This window comes from Bacillus sp. B15-48, assembly GCF_016879755.1.
Classification (GTDB): domain Bacteria; phylum Bacillota; class Bacilli; order Bacillales; family Cytobacillaceae; genus Mesobacillus_B.
This window is the reverse complement of the sequence record NZ_WOFU01000003.1, coordinates 559,764-573,354: the sequence shown is the minus strand read 5'-3', so window position 1 is coordinate 573,354 and position 13,591 is coordinate 559,764. Positions and strand designations below refer to the sequence as shown.

The window sequence follows — 13,591 nt, the reverse complement described above, 5'->3', positions numbered from 1 at the left end:
GGTTTTAAATGAAACAAAATGTAGTTTCTAAAACATTCGCAATACTACGTGCTTTTACTGATAAACAATATGAGTGGGGAGTAAATGAACTCTCTAGACATCTTGAGATGCCGGTTAGTACTGTTCACCGCTTACTTTCATTGTTGAAAGAGGAAAAGGTACTTGAATACTCTGAAAAAACTGCAAAGTATAGAATAGGGCCTGATTTCATCCGAATGGCTTCTATTATTTCCAGCCAAATAGATGTGAAAAAGTATGCCCGCAGCTTCTTAGTTGAACTTTCTAGAAACTTAAAACATTCTGTATACTTTGCTCTTTATTTTCCACAGGAAAGGAAGCTTTCATTTGTTGAGAGTATAAAGAGTTTGCATGCACTTCAGTTCGTTTTAGAAATTGGAACTTTGGAGCCTATTCATGTGGCTTCAAGCGGGAAAAGTATCCTTGCTTATTTATCTGAAGATGAAATACATGCCGTTTTAGCGGAAAACGTAGAATCAGAGTTAGAAAGGGAAAAGATCCAGGAAGAATTGAAAAAGATCAAAGCTCAAGGCTTTGCGATTACTGCAAATGAGCGAAAAAAGGGAGCACAAAGTATAAGTGCCCCGGTATTTGATGCTAGTGGTGTAGTGATTGGCAGTATTATTTGCGTCATGCCAGTATCTGATTATGAACATGAAAAAGAGTCTTACTATGTTAGTTGTATAAAAAAGGCGGCAGATGATCTTTCTTATTCACTTGGATATAAGAACGCATAGAAAGGGGAATTAAAGATGGAAAGATATCGAACTTTATTATTTGTTCCGGGAATTAAAAAGAATTGGTTTGAAAAAGTAACAAGTTACCAAGCAGATGGGATTATCTTGGATCTTGAGGATAGTGTTTCCATTCAGGCCAAAAGCGAAGCGAGACAATATGTATCAAAGGCTATCCCTGTACTAGCCTCAAAAGGGGTTAACGTATTTGTACGTATAAATAAAGTACATGATGGTTTTGATAAAGATGACCTACGCTCAATTGTTCAAGCAGGGTTAAGGGGAATTGTTCTTCCAAAGATTGATGGGCCAGAAGAGATTGAGCAATTAACGGATATAGTCAAAGCCCTCGAAGAACAAAAAGGCTTAAAAACAGGCGATATAGGTATTTTACCAATTTTAGAAACAGCAAAATCAATGCAGTTCGCATATGAAATTGCTTGTTGTGACCGTGTCATTGGAATAGCAGGTCTTGCCGCGAAGAATGGAGATGTAGCCAGGGCACTCGGTTATCAATGGACATCAAAAGGGTTAGAAACATTGTATATGCGATCTAAAGTGGTCATGGCTGCCCGTGCAGCGGGCGTTATACCATATGGGGGACTTTGGCAAGATGTACATAATCTTGAGGGTTTACGTAGGAGCAGTGAATTCAATCGACAACTAGGATTTGATGGGGAACTGATCCTGCATCCGTCAAATGTTTCAATTGTAAATGAAATTTATTCCCCGACGAAAGAGGATATTGCTTATTATCAAGGAATGGTTGAAGCGTTTGAATTAGCGGAGCGTAGTGGTGAAACAGCGATTATGTATCAAGGGGAACATATTGATTATGCCCATGTAAAAACAGCAAAAGAAGTGTTAGCAAATGCCCAACGATTAGGGCTGGTCATCCAAAAATAAGAGGTTAGGGGGAAATGGTATGCTTGGCGGAAAATATTATGAAGAGCTGAAAGTCGGAGATGTTTATAAACATCGACCAGGTCGAACGGTAACAGAGACGGATAACTTATTATTCACTACATTAACGCATAACACTCAGTCACTTCATTTAGATGAGGAATATTCGAAAGAAACCATGTACGGTAGCAGGATTGTAAACTCTCTCTTTACCTTATCATTTGTAGTAGGTGTAGGCGTGGGAGATTTGACTGAAGGTACGACACTAGGCAATCTGGGCTTTGAAGAAACAGTTTTTCCAGCACCGGTCAGAATCGGTGATACGCTTAGAGCGGAAACTGAAATCATTGGAAAAAGAGAATCAAAATCTAGACAGAATACTGGAATCGTTTGGTTCGAACATCGTGGGTACAATCAGTTAGGGGAACTTGTGGTGAAAACAAAGCGTTTGGGACTCATGCTTAAGAAAACAGCTGAAAGTCAAGTTGCCGGAAATTGATAAGCAGATTAAACCATATGAAAAGGGGGAAATGGGAATGAGCGGCCCGTTGGAAGGTATTCGTGTACTTGATTTGACATCTGTAGTAATGGGGCCTTATTGTACGTTAATGCTAGGTGATATGGGGGCTGACGTAATCAAGGTAGAAAATCCTACAGGAGATACGACACGTTATTTAGGACCATATAGAAGTAAAGGAATGGGGAGCCTATTTCTTCATTTGAATCGGAATAAGCGTAGTATATCGCTTGACTTAAAGAGTGATGAAGGACGTGAAACATTACTAGCTTTAGTTGAGGATGCGGATATCCTTGTCCATACATTGCGACCACAATCGATGGAAAGACTTGGGTTATCCTATGACATTTTAAGAAAAAGAAACAGTAAGTTGATTTATTGTGGGATGTATGGGTTTAGTAAAGAAGGTCCTTATGGAGAAAGACCAGCGTATGATGATATTATTCAGGGTGAATCGGGGATCGCTGCAGCGCAAGGTGAAGTGACAGGTACTCCACAATACTTGGCCACTGTTTTAGCTGACAAAACAACAGGACTCGTTGGGCTCAGTGCGATTTTATCTGCTTTATATCATCGAGAGAAAACTGGTGAAGGTCAAGAAATTGAAGTTCCGATGTTTGAAACCATGGTATCTTATACAATGATCGAACATCTATATGGGAAGACGTTCACTCCTCCAGAAGGACCTACTTATTATTCAAGAGTTGTTTCACCTTATAGGAAGCCATATAAAACAAAAAATGGTTTTATTGGTGTCATGATTTATAATGATAAACATTGGCAATCCTTTTTCAAGGTTTCTGGGCGCAGTGATCTTCAGAACGATGAACGTTTTAGTAATATTAATGAACGAACTAAGTATATTGATTTTGTTTATAAAAGCGTCGAAGAAATTATTGCAACAAAAACAACGGAGGAATGGTTAGATGTTCTCCAAAAAGGGGATATCCCATGTACCAAAATAAATACACCAGAGGATCTTTTAGAAGACCCGCATTTAACACAGCTAGGATTCTTCAGGAACGTAAAGCATCCAACAGAAGGTGAAATACGGGATATTAAATTCCCTGTCAATTTTGGAAAAACCCCTGCTGCCACCAAATATTATGCACCAAATCTTGGAGAGCATAACGAAGAAATATTGAGTGAACTTAGTATGAATATAGGCGAAAAGTGAGCAAATTGCAAAAAACCTGAGATGCACACTCAGGTTTTTTATTATTTTTTTGTTAGATTACTGACCCAATTATTCAAACCTCATTCATGAAGATGAAGTAATATTGTTCGATTCATTTACAGTCCTAAAGGAGGGTGAGTATATTACCCTCCAGAAAAGAAGGTAAAATGAATATAAAATCGGTTTCTGTTTGAATATAATCATTTTGGATGATAAACACAGGGGAAGCGAAGGGACGTACCCTTCGCTTCTTTGAATTAGATTAAATTAAAAGGAAAAGGGTTGATCTAATTAGTAAACTGAAGCATAAGGTACGTCCGGGACCAGTGAAAAAGTATTAAATAGAATTCGGGAACACAGTATATAGATACTCGATTAAACTATAACTACCATATTTTGTGTCTTTTGAGCGCATTACTAATATTTCATAGACTTTTTCACCAGTCTCGGTACGTCCCCATGCTTCTGCTTTGGTGTCCCATAGCCCCTGAGGAAGCGGAGTGGAGTTTGTTTTAACAAAGGGAAGTCTCCTTCGCTTCATTAAATTAGATAAAATTAAACGGAAAATGGTTGATCTAATTAGTAAACTGAAGCATAAGGTACGTCCCCATGCTTCCCCGCATGCTTCCGTACGTCCCCATGCTTCGTTATATCAATGCGGGGGACTGACACCAATGTCAAATGTTGCTGATACTCCTGCGTGATCAGAAGGCCATAGACCGGTTTTGGTTCTATCACTTTGAGAATCTCCTATTACATCCGCTTTTATTGGGACCCAATCGTTTTTAAACAAGATATAATCAATTCTTCTAGTTAACTGAGAAACAGCATTCAGCAGATCAGGGCCCTGACAACAAGTAAATCCAAAATCCTCACCGACTCCACTCCATACATCTTGAAATCCTGCATTGATGAACATAGTGTACGCAGTACCGTCAGGGGGAGAATTTAAATCACCTGTGATAATCAATGGTAAATTTGTATTGGCTGGTCCTTCTAGAATTTCCTGTGCCTGAGCATTTCTAATTTCTGCAGAAGCCGGTTCTAAATGCGTGTTAATCATTCTGAAAATATGGCCACGCAGCATTACATCGATAGAAGACCATCCCCGCAGAATCACAAATGGCTGTCCACCAAGTGGTACTGTTAGGTTTGTATTGAAATTTGCTTCCTGTCGATTGATAATTTTTACATGACGTCCCTTTCGATTTAATATTACGTCCCTGTCCAACACTTGAATCGTATTTCCATTGCTATCTGGAAGCCGTCCCAAAAAATTCCGATTCTCAGCTGCTATTTCGTAATGTAACCCTCTGCTTCTCAATTCAGCTAGTAACAAACTGACAAAGTCGAAAGTAACTATAGGAAGATTGGGAATTTCAAGTTGCCATCGTTCAGCTTCTTGCAAACCGATAAAATCGGGTTTCGCTAATGCGATTTGACGAGCTATTGCCTTCACACGGACAGGAAAGTTTGTCGCAAGAAAATGCCGAAACACTGCCGTCAGCCTATCGGGTATTTCGTTTGCCGGAGCACCGATCAACGGTGTTAAATCAGCACCCATATAAATATTCCATGTTAGGAAAGAAACATCGTTAAGTCTAATACCCAAATCAAACACCTCTTTTTAGCTGTTATTAGTATATAAGTAATTTTTAGAAATGGAAGGGTGAATGGACTAGTTGTTTTCCATATTTCTCCTTTGATTGAATGACCACTCCTTAACCTCCTTGCAGCATATCAGTGAAATGCAAGTGATCCAAAGAAGCACAAAGGATTGGAGAGCCTGATCCACAATCACGAGGAAAAAACTGCTGGTGCAAACTACAAGCAGCCAATTATAGAGGCATATGTGTAAATCTAGTTTGGCTGCCACGCCTGGTTAAATAAAGAGCCAAAAAGAAGCCCCTACGCATAGGAGCTTCTCCGTACAATTATATTAGTGCGGAAGGATGACCCTAAGCTAAATCGTCCATTGATCATGGACAACGGCAACTAATTTCCATTCTCCAAATTCAATTTGCTCAAAAGCCAGAGGTTTTTTTGGTAGTCCCCCTCCGAAGTAACGCATTCCTTCACTGGGGGCCCGATTTTCTGAATCTAGCTACGCGTCCTTTAGGATCTCTTGATTATTTTTAACCGTATGGGTATTGGGTTTAAGACTTTTCCGATTGATCAAATAAATGCTTACCAAAATCATGATCATGCCGACGAAAAGGGACAAGGTGAATGGTTCTTTTAAAAAGACCGTTCCAATCAAAACGGAAATAAGTGGAACTAGGAAGGTGAATGAACTAACCTTGCCCGCTTCTCCGGCACGCATTAGTTTGTAATAAACAACAAAAGCAAGTGTTACCCCGAAGATTGCCCCGTATAAAATGCAAAGAATTAATGGAACGTTCCATTCGATCGTTGTCACATCCTCCATCGTTAGACCGAGGATGGTCATAGTACTTCCGCCAATCAGATTTTGGATAGCAACCAACCAAAGGCCGTCAACGAATCCGCTCGTTCTTTTAATATAGACGGTTCCGATTGCCCAGCTAATTCCGGTTATTAAGGCTAACGTCACACCAATCGTGGAGATGTTTCCAGTAATTCCTTCTGAACTGATGAAAACGACTCCGAAAAATCCGATTAAGATGCCAACGACTTTCATGACAGTTAAAGGCTCTTTTAACCAAATCCAAGCTAAAAGAACAACGAGAACAGGCTGTAAATAGACAAGTACAGCAAAAAGTCCTGAGGGCAAATATTGCAATCCGATCGTTTGTAGGGTAAAAAAGAGGACAACATTAAATATGGTAGATATCGTGTAAATGGGCCATGTTTCCTTTAAACGAATTTTTCTCCATTGCGGCAGCAGAAAGAGTGTAAAAAGAACTCCACCAAGAAGCGAACGAAATGCAGAAAATAAAATGGGAGGCGTATACTCCAAAGCAACCTTATAAATTGGCCAAACGGAACCCCAAACAAGTACAATGAAGGCAATTCCAATGATTGGCTTAATTCTCTGTTGACTATTCATACATAAAATGACTCCTAACTATGTAATAGATACGTATTTACATAGATTACCATATTTGTAAATAGAATAGAAGGTTGCTTTATCTTGACTACAATTTTATAGATAGGGGGTTAAAGGGGTTATTCCTCCGCCGAAGTAACGGATTCTTTCACTGGGGGACTGCCTCCTTTTACAGATGAGTGAAACCAAATGTTCATTTAATCGTATTTAAATGAACGAACTCTATGAAGGGGTGTATGAAAATTGGATACAAAAACAAGAGAAGCATTAGATGCAATTGAAAAAATAAAGTCGGCAGATGACATAATTTACGAGGTTTTTAGAACGGAAAAAAAGACTGGATGGTTTCATTTTTGGGATATTGTATTTGATGTAATCCCATCTACTACTACAAAGTTATTGTATGATAAGGTTATGTTTCTACTTGCTTCTGAAAAAAGTGGGAAAATCATTGAAGTTAAAAACGGGAATATTATTAACATAACAGATGTACCCAATTGGACAAGTGATACAAAAGAGAATTTTAAAAAAGTAATAATAGATAATTACATTTATAAAAAATTTAAAAAAATTGCGTAACAGGAGGATTTGTAGACTTTTCTTGGGCGAAACAGGGGGACGGTCCTCTTGCCAAAAATCACCAAAATGAAACGCGAGAACCGTCCCCGCGTTTCACTTTCGTTCGATTACTTTTACTCCTTGATAATAGACGTTTTTAATACCTGTTACTTGGGTAATTTCGAGTCCTGGGATTCCTTCTGCAACTAAGAAGTTTGCCTTGAGTCCAGGTTTGAGACTTCCAAATTCGGCTTCTTTTCCTAATAGTTTCGCAGGGTTGGCTGTCAGTAAGGCTAACACTTGATTTTCGTCATACTGCTCTTTCATTTGCTTCATCGCCGAGTGGGCAATCTGCATTAGAACCTCTGGGCCTTTTAAAGAAGAATCCTTAAAAGGAAGCCATGGCACATTTGGATATGGAGGCAAATACCCATCTGTAGAAATCGAGACAGGAATCTTTTTATTAACTAAGCGAATAATATCTTCAGGCGAATTAGGCTCTAGATGTGTTCCTCCGATTGGAGTAGCGACAATTTGGACACCAGCCTCGGCTACCTTATCTATCTGACTGTCGGTTATCCCGTGGGCATGATGCAAGACATCGAACCCAGCATTCAGTGCCAATTCAATTCCTTCCTCACCGGCGACATGACAGCCGATTGACTTGCCTGACTCGTGAAAAATGGAGGTCATTTTCTTTAGTTCATTTAGGTCATAGATCATTTCGCCTGCTCGAGGAACCATTTCTTTTGTAAAATTTGCAGGAGTGGCATTGATAAAAATATTCTCGCCTGGATAATCGCTGGATTCGGCCATTTTTTTCACTATTTTAGTGTTTGATAAATCAGTCTGTTTCACATTTTGCGATTGCGTGATGGACGTAAAATGAGCGATGTCTTCGAATCCGATTGAAATGCTCGTTGCTGCAAACGAAATATCGATTGGAAAGTCCTTTACCTCTTTTCGGTAATCTTCTATTGAAAAATCGCAAAGCGGATGACCACAGATTTGCTCTCCTAATGCGGTAATCCCGGAAGCTAACGCTTGAAACAAAATTCCTTTACTAGCTAAAAAATGTGTTTCAAGGGTAACTGGGTAGAGTGATGTCGGTGCAAATTCTAGCAAATGAGTATGACAGTCAATCAGGGAGGGAGTGATGACGTAGTTGGAACAGTCGATCACTTCGACTTCAGGCAAATGCTTTATTAAATTCTCCCAAGTGTCAACTTTTTTAATAACCCCATTCTCTATTAACATAGCACCATCTTTTATCGTACCAAGTTCACTTACAGTAACAAGTTTCTTTCCGCGAATCATGTAGTACATTCCACATCACACCAAAAATGGAGTTAACCAATATCCAAGTGCACAAGCAGTAAGGATTCGGATAATAATCCCAATGACCGCTGCCCCCAGAACTTCTTTTTCGGTAAGACTAGAGGATTCAGCCCAAGTCACTGGCACTTGGCCAAAGATAACCGATAAAGGTAAACCAGAATTTGCGAGCACAAAGGAACCAACAATTAGCCTTGGATCAATGGAATTGGCAAGTTCTGCAAGCTGAGCAACAGCTAATGTTGGTGCTGCTAGTACGGAAATAATTCCTGTTGTTGGTTCAATGCTTAAAAATGTAAGACTTGTAGATAAAGTGGATTCAATAAAGCTCCAAACACCAATGAATTTGAATACTCCGATGAAAAAGAAAACCGCAGCGACCGCTGGAATAATCGTTAAAAATAAAAGTTCTGCCCCTTCTTTAGCGGAGGAAAAAATCGTCTGCAGAAATCTCGTATTCGGAGTAAAACGTGGCAATTCAGTTAGCTCTACTTTTTTAGTATCCCGATAAATGGTTTTGGCAAGAAGCAGTGGAACGAGAACAATAGGTACGAAAATCGATAAAATCACAAGCGGAAATGCGTTGATGTTGAAAACCGATAAGGCGATAAGTCCAAGGACAAATGTGGCAAATGATTGCGGGGATTGAATCATCGTTGCAACGGCGATTTTCTGCTCTGCTTTTGTGGCACGTGCCTTTACTAAAATCGGTCCGGAAATTTTCCCAGCTGCATTGATGTCGCCAAGAATATTATAAACGCTAGGAATAACGACCGAAGGATTGATCTTAAACCATTTCATGATAGGCACAAAGATTCGAATCAATCCGTCCGTAAACCCTAAGCGTTCGAGGATCCTTCCGACGATAACGCTTACAATAATTGCAATCCCGATTTCACTTGTAAGGAAGATATCGACAACAACTGGTTTTACCTCTTTAATAATCGTATCAAACAATTGCGATAAGGAATTTGGAGCAAGTAAAAGCAGTACCAATGAACCTAAGACTAAAAGGACCCCAATGATTTCCCATCGTTGCCACGAAGACCGTGATAAACTTGGCTTCGGACGAGGAATGTTTTCTTTTTCCATAGCGCCAGACCTCCTAAACGGTTTTTATCAGCTTATGCCTAGAAGACGGCTAGGTGCTTGTATTACTGACCCCATGTGAAATGCTTTTTCCGATATTCCTGAGCTCAGAAAAGAACAGGTGTTCCCTTTTGTGGAAGATTATGCTAAACTTAAAGAGCAATAGAATAGGTTTTCTCAAGGGTGGTCGGCACATCCCCGAACTGGAAGGGGGGATGCTGCATGACAGTATTTGAATCTTTGATGATTGCGATAGCTTTTGCTAGCCTAATCGTAGCCATCCTGTCATTTAACCATAAAAAATAATCCACCCTTGAGTTGACGCCAATGGGTGGATTATTTCCTTCACCAATAGCCGATCCCTTTACTGGAACCGTCTATTGCTGGACTGGACATGTTCGCGCATGTTCAGTCCTTTTTTAATTTATGGTATTCTCACCAATATTATAACGGATGAACAGAAAAAAAGACAATTATAATCTTGTTGCAAGCACAGGTGCAAGCACGGGGACGTACCCAGTGCTTCTTCTTGTTTCTATAGAAATTTTGGCTCTTAAGGAAGCTTAAGGTACGTCCCTGTGTTTGCTGGACTGCCCCATTTTTCCTTATATAAATAGATGGAATAAAAGGATGTTTTATCACGCACAATAATTAGCGGAGTTTGTGTGATGTCAAAAGAGATGGGTAGACTAGACAGTAAGATTCAACAGTTGAAACAAGAATTAATTCTAATTATTGAAGCAACTGGCTTAGATAGCCAGGATACCCTACGCCTTAGCCAAAAATTAGACCAACTCAAAAGCGGTTTTATCTATGTAAAACATTCCTATAAAAAATAAGTTAAAGAACTAAATGAGGAGGAATAACGATAAAAAGACAAGATGTTATTCATTTTGGAAGGGGGCTATTCCTTGGTTGCTGAAGTTAAAAGCTTAAACGAAGAATGTGGCGTATTTGGTGTCTGGGGTATTCCAGACGCTGCACGCTTGAGCTATTTCGGATTGCACAGCCTACAACATCGGGGTCAAGAAGGTGCTGGAATCGTTGCGAGTAATAAAGGGAAATTAAAAGGACATCGTGATCTAGGACTTCTAACAGATGTGTTTAAAGACGAACGTCAATTTGATCGTTTAAAAGGGGAAGCGGCAATTGGTCATGTCCGCTACAGTACTGCTGGCAGCAATGGAATTCAAAATATCCAACCTTTCCTATTCGAATTTCATGATGAAGAAATAGCTTTAGCACATAATGGGAACCTTATTAATGCAACTACGTTACGAAAAGAATTAGAAAATCAAGGTGCAATTTTTCATTCAAATTCAGATACAGAAATTTTGATGCATATGATCCGTCGCAGTGAAAGAGATACCTTAATGGAGCGGGTTAAAGAAAGTTTGAATAAGGTTAAAGGAGCTTTTGCCTATTTGATTCTAACGCCTAACGAAATGATTGGCGCTCTGGATCCAAATGGCTTTAGACCACTATCAATCGGACAAATATCAAACGGAGCGTATGTACTAGCAAGTGAAACTTGTGCATTGGACGTTGTCGGTGCCGAGTTTATACGTTCCATTGAGCCTGGAGAAATTGTCACCGTAAACGATGATGGGTACCAAATTGAAAAATATACCGAAGATACAATGATGTCTATTTGTTCAATGGAATACATTTACTTTGCGCGTCCAGACTCTGATATTGCAGGTGTCAACGTGCATACGGCACGTAAAAATATGGGACGTACTCTAGCAGAGGAGGCACCAGCAGAAGCGGATATCGTTATCGGTGTACCAAACTCTTCCTTATCAGCCGCAAGTGGTTATGCTGAAAAAAGTGGTATTCCCTACGAAATGGGATTAGTGAAGAACCAGTACATTGCTAGAACATTTATTCAGCCAACACAAGAATTACGTGAGCTAGGCGTACGTATGAAACTATCAGCTGTCAGGGGAGTTGTGAAAGATAAAAAAGTCGTCATGGTCGATGATTCCATCGTGCGAGGTACAACGAGCAAACACATCGTTCAATTGCTACGTGACGCTGGAGCAGCAGAGGTGCATGTAAGAATTTCTTCACCACCCCTGCGTTTCCCATCTTTCTATGGAATTGACATTCAAAATCGTAAGGAATTGATTGCGGCGGATCATTCCGTTGAAGAAGTCAGAGAAATCATTGGTGCCGATAGCCTGGCATTCCTAAGTGTTGCCGGAACGGTAGATTCAGTCGGATTAAACTTTGACGCTCCTTATGGCGGCTTATGCATGGCGTACTTCACAGGAGATTACCCAACGCCATTATATGACTACGAAGCAGACTATTTAAAATCATTAGAAAAAGAAATAACCATTCGAGGGCATGAAGAGTCTTAGTCTATTTAGGGTCAGTCCCCCGCCAAAATAACGCATTACTTCACTTGGGGACTGACCCCTGAATCGCTTAATTAGGGGGCAAATATGATTAAGTTTGAGAATGTAAGTAAAGTTTATAATGACGGATTTAAAGCAGTAGATTCAGTCAGTTTTGAAATTCTAGAAGGAGAGTTAATTGTTCTTATCGGGCCTAGTGGTTCTGGGAAGTCAACAACAATGAAAATGATCAATAGAATGATTCCTCATACATCTGGAACAATTTCTATTGATGGGAAGGACGTTACAAAGTTAAATGCCGCCGAGTTGCGTCGAAATATTGGCTATGTTATTCAACAAATCGGCTTATTTCCTCATTATACAATTGAAGAAAATATAGCGATTGTTCCTCACCTTAAAGGTTGGGATGAGCAGGAGATTAAAAAGCGAGTAAAAGAACTTTTAATAATGGTGGGACTTGACCCAGAGGTGTATAGCAAACGATATCCTAAAGAATTATCAGGTGGGCAGCAACAGCGTGTTGGTGTTGCAAGAGCCCTAGCCTCCAATCCAAAGATAATCTTGATGGATGAACCATTTGGTGCGCTCGATCCTATTACAAGGGAGCAAATTCAAGGAGAGTTAATTTCCTTACAGCAGAAACTTAAGAAGACCATCGTCTTTGTCACTCACGATATGGATGAAGCGTTAAAACTCGGTGATCGAATTGCTATTATGAAAGATGGTAGTTTACTTCAACTTGACACTCCGGAGAAGTTATTACAAGAGCCTACATATGGCTTTGTCGAAGAGTTCATTGGTAAACATCGAATTATTCAAAACCCTGAGCTCATGTCAGTTGAAGAGGTGATGTTGGAAAATGTATTAACTTCTTTTCCAAGTCGATCTCCCCAAAAAGCTCTTGCAATAATGCGCAAACATAAAAAAACAATGTTAGTTGTCGTTGACGAGAGCGACCATATGATGGGCCTTGTGTCTGCTTATGATGTGATAAAGAAAATGGAAGAAATTAAAACAATTGAGGAAATAATACGAACATCTGAACCATTTCTATTGAACTCGCAAAGTGCCAAAGATGCCATTGTAATGATGCCGAATGCGACCCTCGGAATCATTCCAGTCGTCGATGAGGATAAAAGGGTAGTAGGGTTAGTGACTCGTGGAACATTGCTTACCGCATTGTCCAGTCAATGGACAGAATTGGAGGCAAACGGATGAAGAATTTAAGTTTATGGGAACAAATTGTTCAACAAACACAAATGCGTTGGGCCGATGTGCTAGAAGCGACATTTATTCATATTCAACTCGTGTTTTTTTCGATGTTGATGGCCGTTATACTTGGCGTTTTCCTCGGTATTCTAATTACGCGCGTACCATCGCTAGTACCGTTAATACTAGGTGGAACAGGAATTATGCAAACCATTCCAAGCCTAGCAGTACTTGGGTTTTTAATCCCTGTCTTTGGAATTGGTGTGAAAACAGGAATTGCAGCACTATTTTTGTATTCACTTTTACCGATTGTTCGAAATACATATACAGGGATCAAAGATGTAGATAAGGCAACGTTAGAAGCTGCCAAAGGAATGGGAATGAAGAGCAAACAAATATTATTTAAGGTTGAGCTTCCTTTGGCGTTACCAATTATAATGGCTGGAGTCCGTACCGCTGCCGTTATTAACGTGGGAAATGCGACATTGGCAGCATTTATAGGAGCTGGTGGGCTTGGAGACTTTATATTCTTAGGCATTACACGGGGAATAGATGGTTTAATATTTTTAGGAGCGATCCCTGCTGCTATATTAGCGCTTTTGCTTGAGTTTTCCTTCAACAGGCTTGAACGTTGGTCTACACCAGAAGGGTTGAAATAGG

General features: G+C 39.8%; 14 protein-coding genes. 10 read left to right on the top strand and 4 right to left on the bottom strand.

What is annotated here, in order from left to right:
* Positions 1-8: 8 nt before the first annotated feature.
* The 4 genes from GNT69_RS13235 to GNT69_RS13220 are packed head-to-tail and all read left to right on the top strand — an operon-like array spanning position 9 to position 3,349.
* Positions 9-755 carry an IclR family transcriptional regulator gene (locus GNT69_RS13235; protein WP_203555412.1) on the top strand — a complete coding sequence of 249 codons (747 nt, stop codon included), beginning with the start codon at positions 9-11 and terminating at the stop codon, positions 753-755.
* Between the two features lie 15 nt (positions 756-770).
* Positions 771-1,658, top strand: coding sequence for an HpcH/HpaI aldolase/citrate lyase family protein (locus tag GNT69_RS13230; RefSeq protein ID WP_203555411.1), 888 nt, complete (start codon positions 771-773; stop codon positions 1,656-1,658).
* Positions 1,659-1,677: 19 nt separating this feature from the next.
* Positions 1,678-2,154 carry a MaoC family dehydratase gene (locus GNT69_RS13225; RefSeq protein ID WP_203555410.1) on the top strand — a complete coding sequence of 159 codons (477 nt, stop codon included), beginning with the start codon at positions 1,678-1,680 and terminating at the stop codon, positions 2,152-2,154.
* A 37-nt stretch (positions 2,155-2,191) separates the two neighbouring features.
* A complete protein-coding gene (locus tag GNT69_RS13220; protein ID WP_203555409.1) occupies positions 2,192-3,349 on the top strand; it encodes a CaiB/BaiF CoA transferase family protein in 1,158 nt (385 codons plus the stop codon).
* A gap of 652 nt (positions 3,350-4,001) precedes the next feature.
* Here the strand turns inward: GNT69_RS13220 and GNT69_RS13215 are convergent.
* Together GNT69_RS13215 and GNT69_RS13210 are read right to left on the bottom strand one after the other, a co-directional pair.
* On the bottom strand, positions 4,002-4,961 hold the full coding sequence (locus GNT69_RS13215) for an endonuclease/exonuclease/phosphatase family protein (protein WP_239094194.1): 960 nt from the start codon (positions 4,959-4,961) through the stop codon (positions 4,002-4,004).
* Between the two features lie 492 nt (positions 4,962-5,453).
* A complete protein-coding gene (locus tag GNT69_RS13210; RefSeq protein ID WP_203555408.1) occupies positions 5,454-6,377 on the bottom strand; it encodes a DMT family transporter in 924 nt (307 codons plus the stop codon).
* Positions 6,378-6,620: 243 nt separating this feature from the next.
* Between GNT69_RS13210 and GNT69_RS13205 the strand changes: the two genes are divergently transcribed.
* Positions 6,621-6,956, top strand: coding sequence for a hypothetical protein (locus tag GNT69_RS13205; protein ID WP_203555407.1), 336 nt, complete (start codon positions 6,621-6,623; stop codon positions 6,954-6,956).
* A gap of 93 nt (positions 6,957-7,049) precedes the next feature.
* Here the strand turns inward: GNT69_RS13205 and GNT69_RS13200 are convergent, their stop codons facing one another.
* Both GNT69_RS13200 and GNT69_RS13195 read right to left on the bottom strand, forming a co-directional pair.
* Positions 7,050-8,261, bottom strand: coding sequence for an amidohydrolase family protein (locus tag GNT69_RS13200; RefSeq protein ID WP_203555406.1), 1,212 nt, complete (start codon positions 8,259-8,261; stop codon positions 7,050-7,052).
* Between the two features lie 6 nt (positions 8,262-8,267).
* Entirely contained in the window at positions 8,268-9,362 is a 1,095-nt protein-coding gene (locus GNT69_RS13195; RefSeq protein WP_239094193.1) for a hypothetical protein, read from the bottom strand.
* A 219-nt stretch (positions 9,363-9,581) separates the two neighbouring features.
* Here GNT69_RS13195 and GNT69_RS26210 point away from each other — a divergent pair, with 219 nt between their 5' ends.
* The 5 genes from GNT69_RS26210 (at position 9,582) to GNT69_RS13175 (ending at position 13,590) form a co-directional block, all read left to right on the top strand.
* The gene (locus GNT69_RS26210) at positions 9,582-9,665 is read left to right on the top strand and encodes a putative holin-like toxin (protein WP_481747636.1); all 84 of its coding nucleotides are present in this window, start codon (positions 9,582-9,584) and stop codon (positions 9,663-9,665) included.
* A 362-nt stretch (positions 9,666-10,027) separates the two neighbouring features.
* Positions 10,028-10,198, top strand: coding sequence for an aspartyl-phosphate phosphatase Spo0E family protein (locus tag GNT69_RS13190; RefSeq protein ID WP_203555405.1), 171 nt, complete (start codon positions 10,028-10,030; stop codon positions 10,196-10,198).
* A gap of 72 nt (positions 10,199-10,270) precedes the next feature.
* Entirely contained in the window at positions 10,271-11,725 is a 1,455-nt protein-coding gene (purF, locus tag GNT69_RS13185) for an amidophosphoribosyltransferase (RefSeq protein WP_203555404.1), read from the top strand.
* Between the two features lie 84 nt (positions 11,726-11,809).
* Positions 11,810-12,940: a betaine/proline/choline family ABC transporter ATP-binding protein gene (locus GNT69_RS13180; protein ID WP_203555403.1), complete on the top strand. Its 1,131-nt coding sequence runs from the start codon at positions 11,810-11,812 to the stop codon at positions 12,938-12,940.
* The gene (locus GNT69_RS13175; RefSeq protein ID WP_203555402.1) at positions 12,937-13,590 is read left to right on the top strand and encodes an ABC transporter permease; all 654 of its coding nucleotides are present in this window, start codon (positions 12,937-12,939) and stop codon (positions 13,588-13,590) included. The genes GNT69_RS13180 and GNT69_RS13175 overlap by 4 nt, the downstream gene beginning before the upstream one ends.
* Position 13,591: the final 1 nt, after the last annotated feature.

What these genes read in the sequence shown, in the direction of transcription:
- GNT69_RS13235 (WP_203555412.1), top strand. Translation starts at nt 9, where the DNA reads ATGAAACAAAATGTAGTTTCTAAAACATTCGCAATACTACGTGCTTTT.
- GNT69_RS13230 (WP_203555411.1), top strand. Translation starts at nt 771, where the DNA reads ATGGAAAGATATCGAACTTTATTATTTGTTCCGGGAATTAAAAAGAAT.
- GNT69_RS13225 (WP_203555410.1), top strand. Translation starts at nt 1,678, where the DNA reads ATGCTTGGCGGAAAATATTATGAAGAGCTGAAAGTCGGAGATGTTTAT.
- GNT69_RS13220 (WP_203555409.1), top strand. Translation starts at nt 2,192, where the DNA reads ATGAGCGGCCCGTTGGAAGGTATTCGTGTACTTGATTTGACATCTGTA.
- GNT69_RS13210 (WP_203555408.1), bottom strand. Translation starts at nt 6,377, where the DNA reads ATGAATAGTCAACAGAGAATTAAGCCAATCATTGGAATTGCCTTCATT.
- GNT69_RS13200 (WP_203555406.1), bottom strand. Translation starts at nt 8,261, where the DNA reads ATGTACTACATGATTCGCGGAAAGAAACTTGTTACTGTAAGTGAACTT.
- GNT69_RS13195 (WP_239094193.1), bottom strand. Translation starts at nt 9,362, where the DNA reads ATGGAAAAAGAAAACATTCCTCGTCCGAAGCCAAGTTTATCACGGTCT.
- GNT69_RS26210 (WP_481747636.1), top strand. Translation starts at nt 9,582, where the DNA reads ATGACAGTATTTGAATCTTTGATGATTGCGATAGCTTTTGCTAGCCTA.
- GNT69_RS13190 (WP_203555405.1), top strand. Translation starts at nt 10,028, where the DNA reads ATGTCAAAAGAGATGGGTAGACTAGACAGTAAGATTCAACAGTTGAAA.
- GNT69_RS13180 (WP_203555403.1), top strand. Translation starts at nt 11,810, where the DNA reads ATGATTAAGTTTGAGAATGTAAGTAAAGTTTATAATGACGGATTTAAA.
- GNT69_RS13175 (WP_203555402.1), top strand. Translation starts at nt 12,937, where the DNA reads ATGAAGAATTTAAGTTTATGGGAACAAATTGTTCAACAAACACAAATG.